The 23,672-nt window shown below is 46.8% G+C and carries 22 protein-coding genes; 18 read left to right on the top strand and 4 right to left on the bottom strand.

From position 1 onward, the window contains the following. Positions 1-618 precede the first annotated feature (618 nt). The 13 genes from NG833_RS25105 to hemJ all read left to right on the top strand — a co-directional run bounded on the left by NG833_RS25105 (position 619) and on the right by hemJ (position 10,878). Positions 619-1,326, top strand: a complete 708-nt coding sequence (locus tag NG833_RS25105; protein WP_254568012.1) for a 4Fe-4S dicluster domain-containing protein — start codon at positions 619-621, stop codon at positions 1,324-1,326. A 203-nt stretch (positions 1,327-1,529) separates the two neighbouring features. Further along, positions 1,530-2,576 carry a heterodisulfide reductase-related iron-sulfur binding cluster gene (locus tag NG833_RS25100; RefSeq protein ID WP_254568011.1) on the top strand — a complete coding sequence of 349 codons (1,047 nt, stop codon included), beginning with the start codon at positions 1,530-1,532 and terminating at the stop codon, positions 2,574-2,576. 349 nt (positions 2,577-2,925) lie between these two features. Next, positions 2,926-3,996, top strand: a complete 1,071-nt coding sequence (locus NG833_RS25095) for an FAD-dependent oxidoreductase (protein ID WP_254568010.1) — start codon at positions 2,926-2,928, stop codon at positions 3,994-3,996. Positions 3,997-4,006: 10 nt separating this feature from the next. Then, the gene (locus tag NG833_RS25090) at positions 4,007-4,609 is read left to right on the top strand and encodes a 4Fe-4S dicluster domain-containing protein (protein ID WP_254568009.1); all 603 of its coding nucleotides are present in this window, start codon (positions 4,007-4,009) and stop codon (positions 4,607-4,609) included. Then, a complete protein-coding gene (locus NG833_RS25085; protein WP_254568008.1) occupies positions 4,606-5,475 on the top strand; it encodes a CoB--CoM heterodisulfide reductase iron-sulfur subunit B family protein in 870 nt (289 codons plus the stop codon). The genes NG833_RS25090 and NG833_RS25085 overlap by 4 nt, the downstream gene beginning before the upstream one ends. A 56-nt stretch (positions 5,476-5,531) precedes the next feature. Continuing rightward, positions 5,532-5,738 (top strand): DUF2892 domain-containing protein, encoded by a 207-nt coding sequence (locus tag NG833_RS25080; protein ID WP_254568007.1) that lies wholly within the window; start codon positions 5,532-5,534, stop codon positions 5,736-5,738. Positions 5,739-5,792: 54 nt separating this feature from the next. Further along, positions 5,793-6,326: a cytochrome b6-f complex iron-sulfur subunit gene (gene petC / locus NG833_RS25075; protein ID WP_254568006.1), complete on the top strand. Its 534-nt coding sequence runs from the start codon at positions 5,793-5,795 to the stop codon at positions 6,324-6,326. A 34-nt stretch (positions 6,327-6,360) separates the two neighbouring features. After that, on the top strand, positions 6,361-6,807 hold the full coding sequence (locus NG833_RS25070; RefSeq protein WP_254568005.1) for a NifB/NifX family molybdenum-iron cluster-binding protein: 447 nt from the start codon (positions 6,361-6,363) through the stop codon (positions 6,805-6,807). Between the two features lie 227 nt (positions 6,808-7,034). Next, on the top strand, positions 7,035-7,490 hold the full coding sequence (locus NG833_RS25065; RefSeq protein ID WP_254568004.1) for a DUF2214 family protein: 456 nt from the start codon (positions 7,035-7,037) through the stop codon (positions 7,488-7,490). A 96-nt stretch (positions 7,491-7,586) separates the two neighbouring features. Beyond that, the gene (locus NG833_RS25060; protein ID WP_254568003.1) at positions 7,587-8,411 is read left to right on the top strand and encodes an MBL fold metallo-hydrolase; all 825 of its coding nucleotides are present in this window, start codon (positions 7,587-7,589) and stop codon (positions 8,409-8,411) included. A gap of 39 nt (positions 8,412-8,450) precedes the next feature. Then, positions 8,451-8,915, top strand: coding sequence for a rhodanese-like domain-containing protein (locus NG833_RS25055; protein ID WP_254568002.1), 465 nt, complete (start codon positions 8,451-8,453; stop codon positions 8,913-8,915). 386 nt (positions 8,916-9,301) lie between these two features. Continuing rightward, a complete protein-coding gene (gene hetL / locus NG833_RS25050) occupies positions 9,302-10,012 on the top strand; it encodes a heterocyst differentiation pentapeptide repeat protein HetL (RefSeq protein WP_254568001.1) in 711 nt (236 codons plus the stop codon). 302 nt (positions 10,013-10,314) lie between these two features. Continuing rightward, positions 10,315-10,878: a protoporphyrinogen oxidase HemJ gene (gene hemJ, locus NG833_RS25045; RefSeq protein WP_254568000.1), complete on the top strand. Its 564-nt coding sequence runs from the start codon at positions 10,315-10,317 to the stop codon at positions 10,876-10,878. 72 nt (positions 10,879-10,950) lie between these two features. Here the strand turns inward: hemJ and acsF are convergent, their stop codons facing one another. Beyond that, positions 10,951-12,024 (bottom strand): magnesium-protoporphyrin IX monomethyl ester (oxidative) cyclase, encoded by a 1,074-nt coding sequence (gene acsF / locus NG833_RS25040; RefSeq protein ID WP_254567999.1) that lies wholly within the window; start codon positions 12,022-12,024, stop codon positions 10,951-10,953. 242 nt (positions 12,025-12,266) lie between these two features. On the opposite strand from acsF, the gene NG833_RS25035 reads away from it, so the two are divergent. From NG833_RS25035 to NG833_RS25025, 3 genes are all read left to right on the top strand, one after another. Next, the gene (locus NG833_RS25035; protein WP_254567998.1) at positions 12,267-13,022 is read left to right on the top strand and encodes a heme oxygenase (biliverdin-producing); all 756 of its coding nucleotides are present in this window, start codon (positions 12,267-12,269) and stop codon (positions 13,020-13,022) included. 263 nt (positions 13,023-13,285) lie between these two features. After that, entirely contained in the window at positions 13,286-14,683 is a 1,398-nt protein-coding gene (hemN, locus tag NG833_RS25030; RefSeq protein WP_254567997.1) for an oxygen-independent coproporphyrinogen III oxidase, read from the top strand. Between the two features lie 316 nt (positions 14,684-14,999). Then, a complete protein-coding gene (locus NG833_RS25025) occupies positions 15,000-15,851 on the top strand; it encodes a fatty acid desaturase (RefSeq protein ID WP_254567996.1) in 852 nt (283 codons plus the stop codon). A 29-nt stretch (positions 15,852-15,880) separates the two neighbouring features. On the opposite strand, the gene NG833_RS25020 is transcribed toward NG833_RS25025, so the two are convergent. The 3 genes from NG833_RS25020 to ppsA all read right to left on the bottom strand — a co-directional run bounded on the left by NG833_RS25020 (position 15,881) and on the right by ppsA (position 20,181). Beyond that, a complete protein-coding gene (locus tag NG833_RS25020) occupies positions 15,881-16,855 on the bottom strand; it encodes an AAA family ATPase (protein WP_254567995.1) in 975 nt (324 codons plus the stop codon). Continuing rightward, positions 16,852-17,526: a nicotinamide riboside transporter PnuC gene (pnuC, locus tag NG833_RS25015; protein WP_254567994.1), complete on the bottom strand. Its 675-nt coding sequence runs from the start codon at positions 17,524-17,526 to the stop codon at positions 16,852-16,854. Before pnuC ends, NG833_RS25020 begins: the two co-directional genes overlap by 4 nt. A 135-nt stretch (positions 17,527-17,661) precedes the next feature. After that, positions 17,662-20,181, bottom strand: a complete 2,520-nt coding sequence (gene ppsA / locus NG833_RS25010) for a phosphoenolpyruvate synthase (protein ID WP_254567993.1) — start codon at positions 20,179-20,181, stop codon at positions 17,662-17,664. A 792-nt stretch (positions 20,182-20,973) separates the two neighbouring features. On the opposite strand from ppsA, the gene NG833_RS25005 reads away from it, so the two are divergent. Then, the gene (locus tag NG833_RS25005; protein ID WP_254567992.1) at positions 20,974-22,398 is read left to right on the top strand and encodes a serine/threonine-protein kinase; all 1,425 of its coding nucleotides are present in this window, start codon (positions 20,974-20,976) and stop codon (positions 22,396-22,398) included. Between the two features lie 82 nt (positions 22,399-22,480). Next, positions 22,481-23,053: a hypothetical protein gene (locus tag NG833_RS25000; protein ID WP_254567991.1), complete on the top strand. Its 573-nt coding sequence runs from the start codon at positions 22,481-22,483 to the stop codon at positions 23,051-23,053. Positions 23,054-23,672 lie beyond the last annotated feature (619 nt).

The following is a 23,672-nucleotide window of genomic DNA, read 5'->3' as shown; positions in this document are numbered from 1 at the left end:
GCGCCCCTACAGATACCTTCCTTTCAGTTGAACCGTTGGATGATTTATATTTTGCAATCCCCTAAGGGGATTCCAACAAATAAATCATCCTTGCTTTGATGCGATCGCACCTAACAAGGCTCTTTTAGCCCGCGCAGGAGAGGCTCCGTCCTGTGAGCCTCCAGGCTTGAGCCTGCGGGTTTTTTGAAGGTTTTATTTTTTGGAGTTCCCTAAGTAGAATTGGAAGGCATCAAATTGGGGTATAGCGGCTGGCTATACTCCTTTTTTTTATGCTTGTTCAGAAATCCCTCCGGTTTGTGAGGGGTTTTCGAGGGGATAGTCGATGGGATTCACCTGAGTATTTATACTTGGAAGGTGGCGATCGCCCTCAGATTTTCAGAATTTCTCCCATCTCCCGGGGAATATGAGAGATTGTTTCCGGCAAAAGGCGATCGCCTTTTATCGGCTAAAAGCCTGAATAGCCAATGATTTCAGCGCTGTGAGCTTTTTTATTTTTCGTGAAATGTTAAGAAATGTAACGAAATTACCATTTTCTGAGAAAAGTTTTGTAATATAGCTATATAGCGATAAAACAAATATACGAGGTCACATCTGTGCCGAAAAATCAGAGGTGGAGTGATGGGACAATTATTTAACGAACTGAAACAGGACATTCAATACCAACATGGGATGAATGCTTGCCTGAACTGTGGCATCTGTACAGCGGTTTGTCCAGCCGCTGAAGTGTATGACTACTCTCCGAGAGAGGTGATGAACATTTGCCAAAGTGAAGATGATCAATGGATCATCGACTTATTGAAATCAGACAAAATCTGGTTTTGTGGACAATGTTATTCCTGTAAACCCAGATGTCCGAGAGGCAACAGTACCGCCGATGTGATACTGGCCTTGCGTCGTCTTTCCATTCGTCACGGTTACTTTGCCGAGTCAGAAAAAGGCAGACAGCAATTGTTCGCCAAGCGAGTTTTTGGTGAAAATATGCTCAAACGCGGCTATACCTTAGTTGCGGAAAATATCACCCCGGAACATTTCCCCGAACTGGGAGAAAACTGGGAATACTATTTTGAACACATGGCAGAAATGCGAGCTTGGTGGGATGTGCCAATGGACCTGGAAAATAGCGCCGGTTCCCACCGCGTGATTCCGGAAAAAGACATGGAAGAATTGCGGGCCATTTATAAAGCAACCGGCGCAATTCAGTTAATGGACGCGGTGGAAAAAGGCATGGAAAAGAAACTCGGCAGCAAAGCAGAAGTAGAAAAATTCTGGGAAAATTGGGTAGAAACGGCGGATAGTCGCACCTACGAAATGGACGAAACTCAATAACGAGAACCATCCTCTAGGCCGAGAATAGCTTTGACAACACCAGGTTGAAACTGGCTTGTTTGCGAATACAGACTCGATGAATTCTCGGACTAAAAAGGTTTTCAAAGTTTGCCCGAAATCTGGGTTAAGTCTTGAACTGAATTTCTGAATTAACCATCGCATAAACGCTTCCATAAAATCACCCTAAATTAGGACAACACATCATGAAAGTAGCCAGACAGAATATAGCTTGGGAACAACACAAAAAGCAGTTGCCGACGATAGATGATGAAGGAGGAAAATTGTGGGGATGCTTCCGCAGTTGCTTCCTACAAAGTGCGGCCCCTTACAGCGAAGGGATTGCCTATAAAATTTTGAAAAATGATTTGGGGATGGATTTGCGAGAAGCTGCTGGACATACTTCCTGTGGGGCGATCGGCTATCATGGCGATGTCACCAACATCGAAACTCAAATGGTGGTAGCTGCGCGGAACTTTTCCGTCGCTCATCACGAATTAGGCGTTGATAATTTGTTTTCATTCTGTGTGACTTCTTTTGCGAATTACACCGAAATGATTAAACTCTGGGAAGAAGAACCGGAGTTGCGGGAATATACGGCAAAAACTTTAAAAGAAACCACAGGTCGAGAGTTTTGGATTCCCCACGTTTCCGGGGGACGGCCATCGGTGGTCCATGCTTCTGATGTTTTCTTTGCCAATCGTCATAAATTGGCGGCGAAAGCTAAGTATAGCTTGAAGGGAATTAAGGCAGTGGATCATATTGGCTGTCACTATGGGAAAATTTTCCCCGGTGAGGCAATGGGTGGCGTGGAGTTTCCGCAAACTTTGGTGGGATTATTGGAGGCTTTTGGTGCGACTATTGTGGATTATCCTGAACGTCGGCATTGCTGCGGGATGGGTTTCCGGCAGTGCGCTTTTCCCGAGAATCGAGACTATACTGCCAGTAGTGTGTATAAGAAAATGACCAGTCTGAAAGAAGCGCATCCCGACTGCAATTTGATTCTGACCAATTGTCCGGGTTGTACGGTATTTTTGGATGCTGAACAAGGGACAATTAAAGAGGTTTTGGAAGAAGAATTTAATGTCAGTGTTCTGGATTATGCCCAATTGACGGGGTTAATGTTGGGTTATGACCCGTTTAAAGATTGCGGATTGAATGCCAAGGTGGTTGAGGTTGAACCTTTGCTGGATAAAATTGGTATTCCCTACGATAAATCTAAAACGGCGCAAGAACGCAGAAGACCGTTTTAGGACGCTTTTAGCCGGGAGTATCTCAATGAAAAGAGACCTAACCCCCCAGCCCCCTTCCCTAAGAGGGAAGGGGGAGAAAGAGATTTATTGCCCCCTCCGGCAATCAAATTGGAAAAGAGACCTAACCCCCCAGCCCCCTTCCCTACAAGGGAAGGGGGAGAAAGAGATTTATTGCCCCCTCCGGCAATCAAAAAATTTCCTTATTCTCCCTCTCCTCTTAGGAGAGGGCCGGGGAGAGGTCCGACTGGTTTTTAGGCACAATTGAGATGCTTCCCTCTAGTCCCCTTGGAAGGGGGCATGAAGACTCAGCAATACGGTTTTAAACCTAGAAAAATTAAAGGTAAAAAAAATGAACAACCAGGTAGTTGTAATTGGTGGCGGCCCTGCTGGAATGGCAGCGGCGGGAAAACTGCAAGATTTTGGATTTAATGTAGTTTTGATTGAGAAGAAGCCAGAAATTGGCGGGCATTTAAACAAGTGGTATAAGGTGTTTCCTGATTTTACTGATGCGTCAGAAATTACTGAGAATTTGAAGGCGGGTTTAGGGAGTACCCGGGTTTTAAATAATGCTACGGTGACTGAGATTAAAGGTGAAGCACCAAATTTTCAAGTGACTATCTCCACGGGAGAAGAATTGGCGGCAGCGGCGATTCTGGTTTCGACTGGATATAAGCATTTCGATGCGCGGTTGAAAGAAGAATATGGGTACGGCATTTATGATAATTGCATCACTTCGGTGGAATTGGATCAAATGCTGAAGGCGCAGAATGTGAAAACTCGTTCGGGAAAAGTGCCGAAGAAAGTGGCGATGATTCACTGTGTGGGGTCTCGCGATGAGAAGGTGAATAATAATTATTGTTCGCGAGTTTGTTGTACCAATGCGATTAAGGTGGCGATCGAGGTTAAAGAACAAAATCCCGAGTCGGAAATTTACTGCCTTTATATGGATATTCGGGTGTTTGGACGGGGGTATGAGGAACTCTACCGGACCTCTCAGGAAGAGCATGGGGTGCAGTTTTTGCGGGGTCGGCTTTCGGAGGCGGGTGAGAAAAATGATGGCAGTTTGTTGCTGCGGTTAGAGGATACGTTAACGGCTAAACCGATGCGGTTGACGGTTGATTTGTTGGTTCTGATGGTAGGGATGGAAGGGAATCCGGAGTTAGCAGAGGTGGCGGGTTTAACCTTGGGTTGCGATCGCTTCTATGCTACGGCGCATCAGCAGTATTCTAACAATCATTCGACGCGATCAGGGATTTTCTTAGCGGGGGCGGCAACGGGACCGAAGGCGATTATGGAATCGATTACCGATGGGCGATCGGCGGCGGCAGAAATTGCCAGTTTTTTGGCCAGTCATCCGGGCAATTCATCCTCCAATACCAATGGTAAATCCGTAGAAAATCTGACATTTTCTGTAAATTGAGGAAAGTATAATGGTAACGAAATCAACATCAAAACGAGCCAAAAAGTTTGTGTTTGGGCTGAAAAGCGATCGCCAGATTGATGGCGATAAAATGAACTCGGATTTTATCAAGAAAGTAATGGCTGAGGGGGGTGATGGTGCGGCGATCGCCGCCTGTATGCAGTGTGGAACCTGTAGCGGAGGTTGCACCAATATTGACCTCATGGATATGTCACCGCGAACCCTGATTTTAAGGATACAAAGAGGGGAATGGGAAACAGTTCTTAACAGTAATACCTTGTGGATGTGTAGTTCCTGTTATATCTGTACTTCTCGATGTCCCCGTGGGGTGCGTCCCTCGGATGTGATTGAAGCCGTCAAGGCGATCGCCATTCGCCAAGGCATCGAAAACGACTCAACCCGATTCAATCAAATCTTTGTTGAATTAGTTCAAAAACGCGGCATTTTGTTTGAACCGGAATTGATGCAAAAATATGGCGGTTTACAAGGACTAATCGACCAAGCCCCATTAGGAATTAAATTAACCCTCAAAGGGAAAATGTCCCCCTTCCCAGACCAAGTAAAAGACCCGAAACAATTTAGCGATGCCTTAGAAAAGGCCAAAAAACAATGAAAAAATATTCTTACTATCCCGGTTGCAGCCTGCATACCACCGCCAAAGAGTTTGATATTTCAACAAGAGTCGTCATGGAGGAGTTAGGCATTGAACTAGAAGAAATCAAAGACTGGTCTTGTTGCGGTGGTTCCGTAGCCGCAGGAGTTTCTCACGATATGGGCATGGCAATGGCCGCTAGAAATGTGGCGATCGCTCAAAAACAAAATCTCGATTTGTTAGCATCTTGTTCTGGGTGTTATAATAAATCAGCAAGGGCACTTAAAGCATTAAAACAACCCACGGAAAAAGATAGAATCATGGCAATTCTATCAGAAATGGGGGTCGATGTTGCTGACTATAATATCCAAATCAGAAATGTGGTGGATGTGCTAGTCAATGACCTCGATATTGCCTCCCGAGTCAAAAAGCCCTTGACGGGTTTGAAAGTTGCCTGTTATTACGGCTGTCTGTTGACTCGTCCCGCTGATATCACCGGGTGGGATTCGCCAATGTTTCCCACCTCAATGGATCGATTATCGGAAATTTGTGGGGCGGAAGTCGTTGATTTTCGGTCAAAAACCAAGTGCTGCGGTGGCCCAATTTTGGTCTCCAAACAGGATGTAGCCTTTGACTTAACCAAAAAGCTCTTAGATGAGGCCAAATCCCTTGGGGCTGATTGCATCGTTTTAGCTTGTCCATTATGTGACACCAACCTAGAACTGCGCCAGTCGGATATCGAGAAGCAGTACAATGTATCTTACAATTTACCCATTCTCTATATCACCGAAATCATCGGCCTAGCCTTGGGAATAAAACCCGGAAAACTGGGAATGAACAAGCATATTGTTTCCCCGAAACCTGTTTTGAAAAAATTAGGACTTTAACGTCCTATTCTCTCGGTACAAGATGCAATTCACGTTAAATTACCCCCAAAATCATCATGTTTAGCAACGTCGGAACATTAGATAGAATTGTGCGCTTGCTCTTCGCCGCCAGTCTGCTGTATGCCGGATTGAATCTCTATGCCGGGACCAACTTAGGTCTGGGATTAGATGTCGCCGCTGCCTTACTCACCTTCAGCGGATTGGTTGGATTTTGCGGACTGTATCGGTTGTTAGGGATTAGCACCCGCAAATCCCCAAATTAACCCCGTTCACTTCCCTGCCAACTCAGAAAATTAGCAAATCTTCACAACATCACAATGGATAATAGTCTTCCCATCGAAAGTCCTTCCATGTCGCGCCGCCAGTTGCTCAACTTCCTCACCGGAAGTGTGGTGGCGGCAACTGCCTCTGCCGCTGCTTATCCCGTCGTCAAATACTTTATTCCCCCCAAGGAAACCACTGAAGGCGGCGCAATTCTAGCCAAGGATATCTTAGGCAATCCCATTCCCGCCAGCCAAATTTTAGCCGAACCCCCGGGGACCCGCGCCTTAGTGGCAGGATTAGGCGGAGATCCGACTTACTTAACTGTTCAAAAAGATGCTACAATAGATCCGACGGGAATCGTTGATAGCTGCACCCATTTAGGCTGCACGTTTCCTTGGAATAATATTGACCAAGAATTTCAATGTCCCTGTCACGGTTCTCGCTACAACGCTGATGGGTCTGTCTTACGCGGACCCGCACCGCTGCCGCTGAAATTGGTCCATGTCGCCGTTAAAGACAATGCCATTTGGATTGCGCCTTGGACCGAAATTGACCCGCGTACCGGGGAAAAACCTTGGTGGGTCTAAATCAAATCATTACAAACAAACAGGAGAATAGGCGATGAAAATTGCCGTAACCAGTCAAAATAAAACCAGCATCACGGAACACGCCGGACATTGCCAGAAGTTTTGGATCTACGAAACCAAAGACGGCGAAATTATCGAGAAAAAATTGGTGGAGTTATCTGCGGACCAATCTTTTCATCACTGTTCCTCGAATGAACCGCATCCTTTAGATGACGTGCAGGTATTAATTTCCGGCGGCATGGGACCGGGGTTGATGCGACGCTTGGAACGAAAGGGCATTGAAGGAGTGATTACGAAAGAAACTAATTTAGATCAGGCGGTGAAAGCCTATCTGGATGGTTCTTTAGTCCGGGAAGAATCCGAATGTCACGGAGGACATCGCGGCAATCACAAGGGTCAAAATCGGCATCAACACCGGCATCAACATCGGCATCAACACCGGCATCTCTGTACATCCGGTCAACCGATTGAACGGACCTAAATCCTCGGTTCAGTTATCTAATGAATTCCAAAAATATCTAGGTTTAAATGGGTTTCTGGGATAGCTGAACTGACAACAAATGTAGGGGCGATTCGCGATTCGCCTCTACATTTAGGATTGGCCCTCCAAAAATGCGTAAGTTCTGTTTCGGGTTTGGGTATTCCTGATTTCATCCGATACCGAAGTTAGGGTTTAGGACATTATTCTTCTATTCTTCATTTAAAACAATGTGGGCGAGTTCAATTACAGCGTATTTTCATTACTTAGGGTTCATGCTGGCTTTTGCCGCCCTGACAGTAGAGGTTTTTAACCTCAAAAAAGACATGACCCTTGATGAAGCCAAACGAGTGGCTTTTGCAGATTTAGTCTATGGCATAGCGGCGACAGCTATTCTGATCACGGGAGTATTGAGAGTCCTTTATTTTGGCAAAGGAACGGATTATTATCTGAACAATCCGTTTTTTTATGCCAAAATGGGAGTGTTTATTCTGGTGAGTTTATTCTCCCTGTATCCGACCTTTACCTTTATTTTGTGGTTTAAAGATTTACAAAAGGATCAGCCTCCCGCTGTGGAACTTGAGCGGGTCACCCAACTGACTTGGCTGATTAAAGCAGAATTATTGGGGTTTACAATCTTGCCGCTGCTGGCAGCAGTGATGGCGAGAATGAGTGGATGGAGTTAAGGGAAAAACAGCAGGGCTTTCTCCAAGACAGCAAGAGGAGAAAAGAACTAATGAGTGTAAATACCAGGGAAATTCAGGGGACTTTGTTAGTCGGGTATGAACAATTTTTTGGGGATTACCGTTGTAGTAGAAAATACGGCAGCGGCGAGAGGATTGCTAGGGGAACATGGACTTTCTTATTACATTGAAACCCCCGATTCTCGGATTTTATTTGATACGGGACAGGGATTGGCACTGAAACACAATGCTCAACAGTTGGGAATTTCTTTGCCGGAGATAGATACCCTGGTTTTGAGTCATGGTCATTATGATCATGCGGGGGGGTTAATGACGGTATTAGAAACCTCTTCTCCTCGATTATTTCTCCATCCCTCGGCCCTCAATCCCAAGTTTAGCCCCCGAGGGGATATTGGTTGTCCGATTCAGGATCCTGATATTCTGGCCCAGAAATCTAAGGAGGTGATTTGGACTGAAACTCCGACAGAAATTGTTTCGGGAGTTTATGTCACCGGGACGATTCCCCGGGTTCATCCATTAGAGGATACGGGTGGTCAGTTTTGGCAAAATGAGCAGCAGAATCAGGTGGATTTGATGTTAGATGACCAAGCCTTATTTATCGACACAATGGAAGGAGTGCTTGTGGTTTTAGGCTGCGCTCATGCGGGAGTGATTAACACCCTAAATTACATTGCTACCCTGACAGGTGAAGATAAGTTTTATGGGGTGATTGGGGGAATGCACCTGTTGAATGCAAGTCGCGATCGCCTGCAAGCGACAGCAGAAATCTTCAGAAAGTATGACCTGCAACTGATTGGGGCAAACCACTGCACGGGAATGATGGCCCAGGCATTTTTATGGCAAGAGTTTGCGCTAAAATGTAGGAGTTGTTCTGTCGGAACTCGTTTATTTTTTTGCCGATAAAAGCAAGCAATTTGGTTTTGAAATAGAGGAAGTGACTCAATGAAAAAAATTGTAAAAACTTTGGTTTTAATTCTGGTTTTATGTGGGGTGATGGGAACAGTGTTTCCGGCTCCAGTCCAGGCCGTTTCAACCCCGTATGACTGGGTATTGTCTGAGACTGTCGCCCAGTTTCTGGATGACATTCCTCGGGATTATTACACCATCATGGAAATTCCCGAACTCAAGCGGAAGGCAGAGCAGGAAAAAGCTTTGTTAATTGATGTCCGACAACCCGCTGAATATGCTTCCGGACATATTCCCCAAGCCATTAATATTCCCCTGAGAACTTTACCGGAAAATCTCGATAAAATCCCTCAAAACCGCCCGGTCATTGTCTATTGTACAACGGGATATCGCAGCGGTATCGGCGTGATGACGTTGCGGCTGTTAGGATATACTAACATCAGTGCATTTCCCCCGAGTATTCAAGAGTGGAAAGCGGCTGGAGAACCTTTGGAAAAATAAAATAGGACTTACTCATGCTCCCTAAATCTGTAGAGGCGATTCGTGAATCGCTTCTACATTTAGGGTCTACTCGGAAAATATGCGTAAGTCCTGTAAAATCGGAATCAATTCCCTGTTCGGCAACGGATTAACCAGAATCGTTGATTTTTTGGAGTTTCCTTCAAGGGTTAATCGATATCAGGAAACTCTGACAAAATCTGGAAATCTTGAGAGTAAAAACCCGCAGGTTTATAGCTTGGGGTTCAGGATTGGCAAAACCGCAGCCATCCTGAACCCCTATCGTTTGAATCAATGGGCTGTTGTCACCCTCAAGCCTGGGGAGTCACCATGATACACTGTTTTCATCAAACGGTTACTGTCCACTCATCCTTATAATGAGAAACTCCATGAACAGTGAAGAAATTCAAAAACGATATCTTGAAGGCGATCGCACTTTTCGGAAAGTGGATCTCCGGGAAGCCGATTTAATTGACGGTCATTTCCACGGCATCAACTTGAATGAGGCGGATTTACGACAAGCGCGACTCGGTAAAACTGACTTCAGTCGTGCCAGTTTTCGCGAGGCAGATTTGAGTGAAGCCATTCTGTGGGGAACTGATTTAACTGAGGCGGATTTGTATCGCGCTATTCTGAGGGAAGCGGATTTAAGTGGTGCCAAGCTAACTTATGCCAATTTAGAATTAGCCAACCTCAGTAAAGCGAGTTTATGTGGTGTCAATTTAGTCGCGAGTCGCTTATCTCGGGCGAACTTATTTGCAGCGGATCTCCGTCCCACTTCTGACCAAGTAACGGATTTGGGTCGGGCTGTCTTAACTTATGCGGATTTATGCTATGCCAACCTCAGTGGGGCGTTGTTGTATCAAACGGATTTAGAACGTGCCAAACTCTGTCGCGCTCACCTGAATCGGACGTTTCAACAGAATGCAGCAGATCTCAGTGAAGCAATTTTACGCGAGGCTGACCTCAGTTTTGCCGACTTGACGGGGGTCAATTTACAAGGGGCTGATTTACGCGGGGCGGATTTGACTGGCACGATTCTGATTGATGCCAATTTAGAAGATGCGATCATGCCTGATGGCAGCCTTTACCAAAAATAAAACTGATTTGCGATCGGTTTTATACGGAATCCGGTTCTGAAAGTCTATAAAAACCCGCACCCTGTTCGCGCAGCGTTCCGCTAGGAAAGGGTGGGGCTATACGGACAAAGCCTGCCTCCGCAGGCTGAAGAGAAAATTGACTTTTAACAACCGTATTTGGTATTAGTGCCGTGAATCGGTATGATATTAAAGTGATTTTTGGCCCTCGGCCAGTCGCCTGTTGCGGGGGCGTCTGGACCCCATACCGGCGATCGCATCTCGAATCAATTCCCAGTTTGTCTTCCAAGGAGTAATCAAAGTTTATGGCGTATCTCTGGTTTAAGTCGTTCCATATTATTGGCTTTGTCGCTTGGTTTGCCGGATTGTTTTATTTACCCCGGTTGTTTGTCTATCATATTGAAGCCAGTGAGCGCCCGGAAGCGGTTAGATCCGCGCTCAAAACCGAATATAACCGCATGGAAAAACGGCTTTATAAATTAATTATGAGGCCAGCCATGATTTTTACCATTGTCATGGCTGCTGGCATTATCTACCAGGAACCGGGCGTTTTTAAGGAAACTTGGCTTCATGTCAAACTGTTGTTAGTGTTGGCATTAGTGGGTTTCCATCATTACTGTGGCCGGGTGATTCGTCAGTTGGAGGAGGGAACTTGTACCATTAGTGGCATTCAAATGCGACGGCTGAATGAAGTCCCGACGATTCTACTCGCTTTAGTCGTGTTCTTAGCGATTTTCAAAAACAATTTTCCCACGGATATTGTCACCTGGGGAACGATTGCCGCAATTATCGCCTTTGCAGTGATTATTCAACTCTATGCTCGCAAACGGCGCTTGCAAGAACAGGGAGAATTGGAGGCATCTAGTTAATTTACTAACCTGCTATGAATCGATCGCCCTTCGAGTCCTAAGTTCAAGGGCGATCGCATCACTCCCTCACGGTTATCGCACCGTTCCCCGTAATGCCTCCGCATCAATCCCTTTAAGTAAATAAATCCGCAGCAAATGGCCGACAATCGACAGTTGAAAGGGTAATTTCTTCAACGCCTTGAGCCACTTCGGTTGAGAAATGGCATCAATTTCCGACAGTTTCTCATTCAAGTCACAACAGTCCTGTAACCGAGGGAAAAACTCCGGATGTTCGGTATTTAGACCCGATGGAAATGCCCGCAGTGCAGTTTCATTGGTTTTGCGAATCACTTCCCGATCAAACTCCGTGGGGTCGATTCCTAAAGCATGATAAAATCCCGTCCGTTCATGGACTGTTAACGTATGGGTGGCGAACACCGTCAGCAGGAAAAATCGACTCCATAACCGGGATGTCCAGGTTTGCCAGAGTTTCGGTTGCGATCGCAGCAAAGCCTTGAAAATATCCCCATGCCGATTCTCATCCTGACACCAGCTTTCAAAATAGTTGAACAACGGATAAAACTGATGCTCTGGATGCTGTTCCAAATGCCGATAAATAATAATATAACGCCAATAGCCAATCTTCTCCGACAGATAAACCGTGTACAATACCCACTCAATCGGGAAAAACGTATAAACCCGATGTTTGGTCAGATAGCTCAAATCCATCGTACAGCCAAAATCTGCCATCGCCTTATTTAAAAATCCGGCATGACGCGCTTCATCTCTTGCCATCAAACTAAACATTTCCGCCAACAGAGGACTGCGCTGTTTCAGATTGCGCGAAAGTTCCTTAAATAGCAGAAACCCGGAAAATTCCGACACACAGGACCGTTCCAAATAATCAATAAAGGCTTGGCGCGTTTCTCCGGTAATATGGTCCCAGGATTGGGCAAACTCCTCATTCCGCACGAAGTGATGGCGGTTGTAGTCCGCCCGCATTTCCTCTAGCATCGCCTGCAACTCCGTATCTTGGGCGGATAAATCGAGGTTGGCCGTTTTTTCAAAGTCGGTTGTATAAAACCGGGGGGTCAGGATATTTTCCTTTAGGGCCTTGTTTTTGGTGACGGTCATCTCGGCAGGGGCCTGGGATGGGGTAGAAATCATGGGCGGGTCCTCAGAAATAACTTAATAGCTTTCAAGTTATAATACTTTTTCAAATTTGAAAAGACCCTTACCCCAAAAACGTAACAATCGTTAACGTTGGGTAACTGTTAAGTTATGTAACAACCTATTGCTTTATCGCTGTATGGCTATATACTGGCTGAAGTCGGTCGCGTTGTCCCTTGCTGGAGATGGCCCCAACCGGCATTACCCAGATAAATCTGAAAGGAAAAAGGTCATTTGATATGAGCCACGATTTAGCCACCCGTCTGAGAGAAGGAACCCAAAAGTCCCATACTGCTGCTGAAAATACAGCCTATATGAAATGCTTCCTCAAAGGGATTGTCGAGCGGGAGCCATTCCGCAAGTTGCTGGCCAATCTCTATTGGGTCTATAGTGTGATGGAAGAAGCGATGCGACAACACCAGGATGATCCGGTAGTCGGACCGATGTATTTCCCGGAACTCAACCGCACGGCAAATCTGGAAAAAGACCTCGCCTTTTATTATGGTGAGAATTGGCAGAGTCAGATTATCCCCTTAAATGCCGGACAGATTTATGTTAATCGCCTCCAGCAACTCGCAGATACTGACCCAGCACTGCTGATTGCTCATGCCTATACTCGCTATATGGGAGACCTCTCCGGAGGTCAAAGTTTAAAAAAGATTATCCGATCGGCTCTTGATTTGCCTGAGAATCAAGGTACATCCCTCCATGAATTTGAGGAAATTCCTACCGTCGAAGCGCGACGTGCGTTTAAAGAGAAGTATCGGGATGCTTTGAATTCCTTGCCTGTGGATGAAGCAACTATTGAACGGATTGTGGAAGAAGCAAATTATGCGTTTCATCTGAATCGAGATGTGATGCATGAGTTGGAAGATGATGTCAAAGCGGCGATCGGGGATCATGTTTTTGAGTTGCTCACGAAGCAGGATAAACCGGGAAGTACGGAGAGACATTCTCGCCATTCTGCTTCGATACCGGCAGAAGTAGGTGCTTGATTTTCAAATTCTCACGAGGAAACGGAAAGAACCCCACCCTAACCCTCCCCTTGGTAAGGGGAGGGGACTGGAGGGAAGAACCCCACCCTAACCCTCCCCTTGGTAAGGGGAGGGGACTGGAGGGAAGAACCCCACCCTAACCCTCCCCTTGGTAAGGGGAGGGGACCGGAAAGAACCCCACCCTAACCCTCCCCTTAGCAAGGGGAGGGGACCGGAGGGAGAGATGTTGAGCCATTGAGTTGTAAACGCTACCTAAACTATTCATGAACGCTTTAATTTCTACTGTTGAATTTGATGCTGATTTGCTGAAAAAATATGACCGTCCGGTGCCGCGCTACACCAGTTATCCACCGGCGACGGAATTGAAACCTGAGTTTGAAGAAGTCGGATTTAGAGCGTCTATTGCGGTTAGTAATTATAAGAAAACTCCCCTCTCGCTGTATTGTCATATTCCGTTTTGTGAAACCCCTTGTTATTTCTGTGGGTGCAATACCATCATCACTCAGCGGAAAACCTTAGCGGAACCCTATTTGGATTATCTGACTCATCACATTCGAGCAATGGCGGAACTGGTGGATACCAGTCGGTTGGTGAATCAAATGCACTGGGGGGGAGGGACGCCGAATTATTTATCGCTTCCTCAAGTGGAGCAGTTGTGGAATACGATTAATCGGTATTTCAAGTTTGAGGAAAATGCGGAGGTTTCGATTGAGGTGAATCCCCGGTTTTTAGATAAAAACTATCTGTTGTTTTTAAAGGATTTGGGATTTAACCGGATTAGCTTTGGGATTCAAGATTTTAATCCGAAGGTGCAGGAAGCGGTGAATCGGATTCAGCCGGAAGCGATGCTGTTTCAGGTGATGGATTGGGTGCGGGATGCGGGATTTGAGAGTGTGAATGTGGACCTGATTTATGGGTTGCCGTTTCAAACTTTGGAGACGTTCCGGGATACGATTCATAAGACTACGCAACTGGATCCGGATCGAATTGCGGTGTTTAATTTCGCCTATGTGCCTTGGTTAAAACCTGTGCAGCGATTGATTCCGGAGGAGGCACTGCCTCCGACATCGGAAAAGATGGATATCTTAAAGATGGCGATCGAGGATTTAGGGGTAGCGGATTATCAGTTTATTGGCATGGATCATTTTGCTAAACCGAATGATGAATTAGCCATTGCCCAACGGGAGGGCCAACTCCATCGGAACTTCCAGGGATATACCACTAAACCGGAATCGGATTTAATTGGGTTGGGGATGACTTCCATTAGTATGCTCCATGATGTCTATACCCAAAATCACAAACGCTTGAAAGACTACTATCATGCGATCGATGCTCATCAGTTACCGATTGAAAAAGGGGTAAGCCTGAGTGCCGATGACATCCTGCGCCGGATGGTTATTATGGAGTTAATGTGCCAATTTGAACTGTCCAAGAACGAATTTGAGCAAAAGTATCATTTGAGTTTTGATTGCGATTTTGATGAGTATTTTGCAGCAGAACAATTAGAGTTACACCAGCTAGAAGCCGATGGATTAGTTCGCTTATCCCCCAATCATATCGAAGTAACGCCAGCAGGACGCTTGCTGGTTCGGAATGTGGCTGCGGTGTTTGATACTTATCTGAGCAAGAAAGCATTGAATAGTTTCTCTAAAGCAATTTAGGGGAAAGGCTGAAGTAGCAACACCCGGCGGGGGATAAATCCCCCGCCTAATAGCTAAAGTCGGTTGAAACCGACTGAAAGTTGCAACAACCGGCGGGGGTTAAAACGATTGGCGGCCTAAGAGCTTCGAGTCGGTTGAAACCGACTGAAAGCGGTGATGTTTTTAGTCGTCTTTAGACGACTTTAGCTATTAGGCGGGGGATTTATCCCCCGCCGGTTGTTGCCACTGTTGGGCGGCCAACCAATTTATCCCCCGCCGGGTGTTGCTTCAGGGTGCAAGTTTTTGCTGAAATTATTGTGTGTTTGAGGAAGTGTATATGCAGTTAGAATCGATGCCAAATTCACCGGAAAATCAATCCAAATTGAATGGAGTGATTACGGGATTTTTTATCGCCATTCATGGACTAGCTTTATTAGCACCCTGGTGTTTTTCCTGGTCCGCATTAGGGGTAATGCTATTACTGCACTGGTTTTTAGGAAGTATTGGCATTTGTTTAGGCTATCATCGCCTATTGAGTCATCGGAGTTTTCAAGTTCCGAAATGGCTAGAATATACGATCGCCCTCATCGGTGCATCGGCACTCCAAGGCGGACCCATTTTTTGGATAGCCGGACATCGGTTACATCATGCCTATACCGAAGATGAAATCAAAGACCCTTATTCGGCACGGAAAGGCTTTTGGTGGAGTCATCTGCTGTGGATGATTTATCCCCGTCCCGAATTTTTCAACAAAGAACTGTATCACCGATTCGCTCCAGATTTAGCTCGGGACCCGTTCTACTGTTGGCTCGATCGCTACTCTCTATTGATGCAAGTTCCGTTAGCAGTTGTCCTGTATCTCTTAGGCGGTTGGCCCTTTATCGTCTATGGGGTATTTGTGCGAATTGTTTTGCTCTGGCATAGCACTTGGCTGATTAACTCGGTTACCCATATGTGGGGATATAAAACCTTTCCCACGGAAGATAATTCCCGGAATCTCTGGTGGGCGGCCATTTTCACCTATGGCGAAGGATGGCATAATAATCATCATGCGTATCCGAACGTTGCCAAAGCCGGTTGGCGGTGGTGGGAATTTGATATGACTTGGTGGGCAATTTGGCTTTTAAAAACCGTTGGGTTAGCCAAAAAAGTGGTGATGCCGCCTGCTGCCAAAGCAAATCAGGGATAAGTTTCTTTCGTTTTCAACCGATCGCCCGCTCAAAAAGAGGGAAACTTCAACACTTGGGCGATCGCCTCCGTTGCCTGCACCATCCGCCCTTCGTGACTTCCCTCTACTAAAATATAAGATTTTCCCTGACGTTCCAACTCTTCCAGAAACCTTATGTGCATCGACATCCGCAGGGATTCGCTTTCCCGGGTGCCATCCTGAACAAATCCAAAATCTGGTGCCGTGAGTAGATATAAATCATAATTTCGACTCGCGGCTATTTGTTGCAATTTCTCACAGTCTGACCCGAGATACCGGCGATGCCAAATACAAGTAGCCAGGGGGTCTGTATCGCACACCACCAAGCGATTCGCCCGGATTGCTAGGGCCTCTTCCCAGGCGATTTGTCCTTGGGCAATTTGGATAAACTCCTCACTATCCCAATGGTCAGAATCTGTGAGATATTGCCGTCCCTCCCAATACCATCGCCCGTATTCCGGTACCCACACGGTTTGATACTGTTTTGCCAGCGATCGCGCCAAGGTGGTAGTCCCACTGGATTCTACCCCCACCACTGCAATGCGCTTGGCAAAATAGGCTTTTGCCGGGGGAGTGAGCATTTGCCAATGGGTTGCTAGGTCCTGACGCAGTTGGGTTCCAGAAATGGGAAATGCCTCCCGCAGGCAATCAATGGCAATATGTCGAGCACCCATCAACGCCGCCCAAGGTTCGCCATACGCCTCAGAAGTAAAAGCAACATCCGGTTGCCGTCCTCCCAGTAATTCTAAGGTGCGTTTTGCCCAAGGTTCGGGCGCTTCGGGCAAATCATCCAAGGTTTCATAGACTTCAACATCGGGATGCATGACTCGAATCCAGTTCCCCCGTAAGTTGCCGGAAATTGCTTGTTCCGGTTTGGCCCCTACCACCACCACTAATTGCTCAACTTGAGCTTTTGCCTGACGAATTAAATAGTCATGTCCCCGGTGGAAGGGATAGAATTTACCGACGGTAACCCCCAGTTTCATGGTTTTGGCTGCCTCTGTTTTTGTTCAGAATAAAGTCGTTTAAAATTTTGCAATCCTCCCATCGCCAATAGCCAAAATATGGCATAGAGAAAACTGGTGAGGTAAAGTCCCCGAGAGGCATAGAGGGGAACGTAGATGGTATCCACCCCAATCCATAGATACCAGCTTTCGAGATAGCGCTGCATTAATAATAACTGGGCGATCGCACTGGCAACGGTGGTGAGGGCATCCCAAAATGGGGCAGTCCCATTCATAGCCATTAATAGCGATCGTAACCCGATCGCGCTGACGGTTAATATCCCCAGCAGCCAAGGCATCCAACGCGGAGGAATCCGGGCGATCGGTTTTTCGGTGTGATTTTCGCCGCCATGCAACCAACTGTAAATTGCTTGCAAACTGGTGACTAAATAAAACAGTTGAATCGCCACTTCCCCATAGAGTCTAACCTGATAAAATACCCAAGTATAGGCCAGCACTCCCACTAAACCAATCCACCATCCCAAGGGACTATTTTTAGAAAGTAGCCAGACACTCCATGCGGAAGTCACAACTGCGACTGCCTCTAAAAAACCGATCTCAAATTGCATCCAATTTTGCACCGGCAACAGCAGCAGTAAAACACTGCCGATGGTACCGATGAGAATTTGCCCCTTGATATTTTGGATGCTCATTGTTTTAGCAGTTCAAGAAATTTCCCCTACTGTACCCGATGCTCTATAGATCAAGAAAAGCCCGCTGATGCGGGCTTTGTTTCTGGCGCGGGAGAGTCACTTCTCCCGGCTGTCTATCTTACTTGGAAAGCTGGATTATTTCATGCTTTCTTCCAACTTGGCGATATCGAGGAGAGTCTTCATCACCGAGTCAGGGTTCAAGCTGATGGAGTCGATACCCAGTTCCACCAGGAAGCGTGCAAATTCGGGATAGTCCGAAGGCGCTTGACCGCAGATCCCAATCTTGCGACCCGTTTTCTTCGCAGTTTTGATGACCATCGTCACCATATCTTTAACCGCTTGGTTGCGTTCGTCAAAGATGTGCGCCACTAAGGAGGAGTCACGGTCCAGACCCAAAGTGAGCTGGGTCAAGTCATTGGAACCGATGGAGAAGCCGTCGAAGACTTCAGCGAATTGTTCGGCTAAAATGACGTTACTGGGGATTTCGCACATCACATAGACTTGCAGTCCGTTTTCGCCGCGTTTGAGACCATATTTTTCCATCGTCTCTAACACTTTGCGACCTTCGTCTGGGGTGCGGCAGAAGGGAATCATCGGAATGACGTTAGTCAGACCCATGTCGTCCCGGACTCGTTTGAGGGCGACGCACTCTAAACCGTAAGCTTCGGTATAGTTGGGGTCGTAGTAACGAGAAGCACCCCGCCAGCCGATCATTGGGTTTTCTTCTTTGGGCTCGAATTGCTTACCACCGAGGAGGTTGGCATATTCGTTGCTCTTGAAGTCAGACATCCGGACAACCACGGGGTTGGGATAGAAGGCAGCGGCGATCGTGCCAATCCCATGAGCCAGTTTGTCTACGAAGAAGTCCGGTTTGTGCGAATACAGTTTGGTCAGTTCAGCAATCTCTTTCTTGACGGCTTGATCTTCGAGGGTGTCGAAGTGAATCAAGGCCAAGGGGTGAGCTTTGATGTGGTTGGCGATGATGAACTCAAACCGGGCTAAACCAACGCCATCGCAAGGAATAGAGGATAAACCGAAGGCTTCTTCTGGGTTGCCGACGTTCATCAAAATTTTGGTGTTGGTGCGTGGCAGGTTGTCGATCGCCGTTTCCAGAATCTCGAAGGGAACTAGACCCTCGTAAACTTTGCCTTCTTCCCCTTCAGAACAGGACACGGTGACCTCTTGACCACTCTTGATATCTTGGGTGGCGGTTCCGCAACCAACAATGGCTGGAATCCCCATTTCCCGGGCGATAATGGCGGCGTGGCAAGTCCGTCCCCCTTGGTTGGTGACGATCGCACTCGCTTTTTTCATGATCGGTTCCCAATCCGGGTCCGTCTTGTTGGTAACTAAGACTTCACCCTGTTGGAACAGGTCGAGATTGTGGACATCTAAGATGACGCGAGCTTTACCTTGGCCAATCATTTCACCGACGGCACGACCCCGAACTACGACATCACTGGTGCCTTGGAGTTTGAAGTTGCGGATAACGTTTCCGGCTTTTTGGGATTGAACGGTTTCTGGACGTGCTTGCACGATGAAGAGTTCGCCGGTAATCCCGTCTTTGGCCCACTCAATGTCCATTGGGGTATATTTGCCCCGGGATTCGCTGTAGTGGTCTTCGATGATGCAAGCCCATTTGGCTAAGGTGAGAATTTCATCATCGTTGATACAGTATTGATCGCGTTCGGGAGCGGAAACTGGGACGTTTTTCGTCAGTTTCGACCCGCCTACGTCATACACCATTTTGATTTCTTTGCTGCCCAGGCGTTTTTCGAGGATTGGGCGTTTGCCTTCTTTGAGGGTGGGTTTGAAGACAAAGTATTCGTCGGGGTTGACTGCACCTTGGACGACGTTTTCCCCTAAACCATAAGCGGCGGTGACTAAGGCGGCATTCTTGAAGCCGGTTTCTGTGTCGATGGAGAACATGACGCCGGAACTGGCTAAGTCAGAACGGACCATTTTTTGGACGCCCACAGACAGCGCGACGCTGAATTCATCAAAGTCGGGCCGTTTGGAGGCATATTGATGGCGATAGGAGATGGCGCGATCGGTAAATAAGGACGCGAAGCACTTATGACAGGATTCAAGCACACCTTTGACGCCGTGGACGTTCAAGTAGGTTTCTTGTTGTCCGGCAAAACTCGCATCAGGTAAGTCTTCGGCAGTAGCACTAGAACGAACGGCTACGTCAAGATCGCTGCTGAATTTTTCGCAGACTTCTTGATACTCTGGGCCAAAGCGTTTGCAGAATTCAGCATTGGCACCATAGGTTTCGCACAATTTGAGGTAAGCCGCTGCGATCGCATCGTCTAATTCTTTCGGAAATGGCGTATTCATCACCATTGCCCGCGCTTGCTTGCCGCGCTCCCGCAGATTGTTGACATCGTTGAGATCCAGATCCGCAAACAAGGTCCGTAATTTTTGTTCTAACCCTGCTTTCTCGATAAAGTACCGATAGGCATAAGCTGTGGTGGCAAAGCCGGTGGGGACGTTAACTCCCTTTGATTTAAGCTCTTGGATCATTTCACCTAATGAGGAGTTTTTACCCCCCACTAAGCCTAAGTCTGCTAATCCGACTTCTTCAAAGAAAAGTACAAACTGTGTTTCTTTGGAACCTTTGGCTGATTGTTGTTCTGGAGCTGTAGAAACCATATATCCTACTCCTGTTACCTGATGCTCGTCTTTAAACGTGTTAGAAAGTTAAACTTCTTTGTTTTTCACTTTCCATGTAAATCATAACTCATATTTTTGAAATTCGACAAGTTTTAAAATCTTTTTTTGAGCTTTTTCTGACAATTGGTTTTTGCTCTTATATTCCTTAGCTTTTTAGCTAATTTTACAAATTGTACCTTATTATCTCCCGCCTAGATCAGCCACTTTGTTAAAAGAATATTTAGATTGCTTTAACATCTAAGGGGTTGTTTATTTCTTAATGTTAAGCAGTCTCGTTCTTCCCCCTGGGGTCAAATTGATCCGACAGTGGAATCCCTAGTCTGTCAAACTCCCGGGGGATTTCCTGCTTGTGAGAACCTCGGATTCCCGAAAACCACGGGAAATTTTTCCGAATTAATCAGACCCAATGTTATCCCGATCGCTTGACTTCTGTTCCCACTTCCTCTAAAAATCGGCTTTTTCGGGATGGGGACAAGTCACCCTTCTGCCATGACCCATCAAGCGATCGCCCTTTCTGCATCCACCACCCTCCCCTTAGAATCTCCGGTTCTCTCTATTTAATGACTCATCACACCCCGGCGATCGCCTGCACTGCCCTGATTGCTTTAATCGGCCTAATTGACGCGGTTTTCCTGGGATTATCCAGGGGAAGGTGAACCCATGAAACTCCCTCGGGAGGGTCCTCAACCCCAAACCCTGTCCATTAGGGTTCAAGAATTGCTACCCTAGAGAGGGGAACAATCAAGTTAATCCAGATTGGATTGTGTCAATATGCCGGAAATAGGGGCGGTATTACAAGAACGGTATCAACTGCAACAGCAGTTAAATGATAACCCGACCCGGGAAACCTGGTTAGCAGTGGATTTGACCACCGAGGAACTCGTGGTGGTGAAGCTGCTCGTTTGGGGAGGTGCGAAAGCTTGGGAAAGTCTCAAGCTGTTTGAACGGGAGGCGAAGGTCCTCCAAAACTTAGACCACCCGCGCATTCCTCGCTATCGGGATTATTTTGCGATCGATGATGGGGTCCTGTGGTCTGGGTTAGTTCAGGAGTATATTCCCGGTGCATCCCTTCAAGACTGGCTCGATCGCGGCAGGCGGTTCACAGAAGAAGAAGTGGAAGGGATAGCCACCGCCCTGTTGCATATCTTATGTTATCTGCATGAATTGAATCCTCCCGTCCTCCACCGGGACATTAAACCCAGCAATATTATATTAGGAGAAGACAACGAAATTTATCTAGTCGATTTCGGGGCCGCCCAGGACCGGAACCTCCTCACCCCTGGACGCAGCTTTACCGTCGTTGGCACTTATGGCTATACTCCGTTAGAACAATTTGGGGGACAAACGGTCCCCGCATCAGATTTATATGCCGTCGGTGCCACCTTAGTTCACTTACTCACCGGCGTACCCCCGGCAGACTTATTGCAGAAGAACTTGCAACTGGACTTTGGCGATCGCCTCAGTCCCAAATTCAGCCCCTATTTAATCAGTTGGCTGGAAACCCTGACGCAAACCCAGGTAGATAATCGCTATCCCACCGCAACCGAGGCGATCGCCGCCTTAGAAGGAGTCGCCACCCTCTCCCCAGACAACGCCCCCTTTTATCAACCGGACATCACCCCAATTCAACTCCGGAAAACTCCCCAAAAACTAGAAATCATCGTCCCCGAACCGGGCTTAAAAGTCGTAACCTGGGGGTTAAACCTCTGGCAACGGGGGTTAAACTTAATCGAGCGCACTGTCGCCTCCTTACGAGATAATCTCAGCACATCGGATATCATTGCCCAGGTGTTAGTCTATCTATTAATCGGCATTGGTTCGTTGTCTCTGTTCTCCTTGGTCCTGCAAGTGGTAACCGTCATTCTGCCCATCTTAATTCCCCTAGGGATGGTTGCCTGTTTGAGCGAGTATTTTGAACGAACCATCGTCTGTTTAGAACGCGATCGCAACACCTTTGAGATCCAGCAAAAACGGCTAGGATTTACCTATCGCCGACAACTCGGCGTCACCGCCCAGATTCAAACCGCCTCAATCTTCTACGACAATAAAAAATTTGTCATGGGAGTCACCCTCACCGCCGGACCCAGACCCGGATATTATCAACAATATGCCTTTGGAAATACTGGACGAAAACTCACCGAGGAAGAGTGTGCCTGGTTAGCCGAAGAAATCGAGGACTGGTTGGATCTCGAATAGGAAGACCATTGAAACAAGCTGGCTCGCATCAGGAATCGGTGATAGAATCATCCATTAATCGTTTCCTGTTGGGAGTCTAAACATGGCACTGAAATATACCAATCGTCGAGGTCAAACCTACGTTCTGCACCAAGGCACCACTAAAACCGGCAAGCCTAAGTATTATTTTTCCCTCAAGACTGAGGGAAATGTAATTGATTCAATTCCCGAGGGGTATGAAATTTATGAAAACCCCAATAGTCAAGTTTATTTGCGAAAAATTCAGCCCAAGGTGTTTAGCGATCGCGAATTAGAAACCGTGGAACAGGGGATTAAACGATACAGCAAAGTTAAGCACTTCATCATTGATGTTAAAGACAAAAGTATTATTATCTATCTTGCGGATGAAGATGTCCTCAACCTGCCAGCAATCTTCAGCCCATTCGGAGGGAAAGATAACTATTTAAAGCACTTAAAAACTCTTCTCACTTATACCCCCATGATGCGATTTCTCAGAAGGAAAGACTCGAAGAATTTCTGGGTACAACGGTGGTGCTTTCGCGGTTCAGTTGATGATTGGATTGATTTAGACGCAGGGGAAGATTTAGAAAGCCTGGTGAAAAAATATGCACACCATTTAGGTCAAGAGTCATTCTATGAACTGTACGGATTTTAGGGAAAATAGCCGCAGGTTTAGATACCGGAATCGGACGGAATTGAGCGGGAATCCCTTCCTCTGCCTAGAGTGCGTTGGCGAAGCCTTCCGAAGGAATCGCCTCTGCTGCTGAGTCTCTCTCTCCCGGGATATTTTTTCTGCGGTTCACAAGATTTTCACAACTTTAGGCTAGACTAGCTACTTAGAGTTAGCTATTTTGCCTCACTTGCCGTGAGTTTAGGACGCTGAAGTTAGGGCTTGTGGGGTAATCTAGCTAACTCCACCCCCTATTATCCCCAGTTCGGTCACTTTAGGACAAATTACCGATTTTGCGTCGTTTCAGGCAACGAGGAGTCAGGCTTTCAACCGGATTTGACTGCAAGAGGGATATAAAACCATTCCCATCCCTTTCCAACCCGAGCAAACTCCTCGGATCCGCCCCTAGCCCTCCTCGGAACTGTTCACCAGAACTGACCCATGAACCCTAGAGGCGATTCGCGAATCGCCTCTACAGATTTAGGGTTGGCTCTCCCCAAATGCGTAAGTCCTGTTCACAAAGGCAAAACCGTTGCACCCTCGTGAGTCCGATTATCTTAGGGAACTCCAAAAAATAAAATCTCCAAAACGTTCGTTCGTAGTG

It is taken from the genome of Oscillatoria sp. HE19RPO, assembly GCF_024220515.1.
Taxonomy (GTDB): domain Bacteria; phylum Cyanobacteriota; class Cyanobacteriia; order Cyanobacteriales; family Laspinemataceae; genus Laspinema.
The sequence above is the reverse complement of the archived record's forward strand: the minus strand, read 5'-3'. Positions and strand labels throughout refer to the sequence as shown.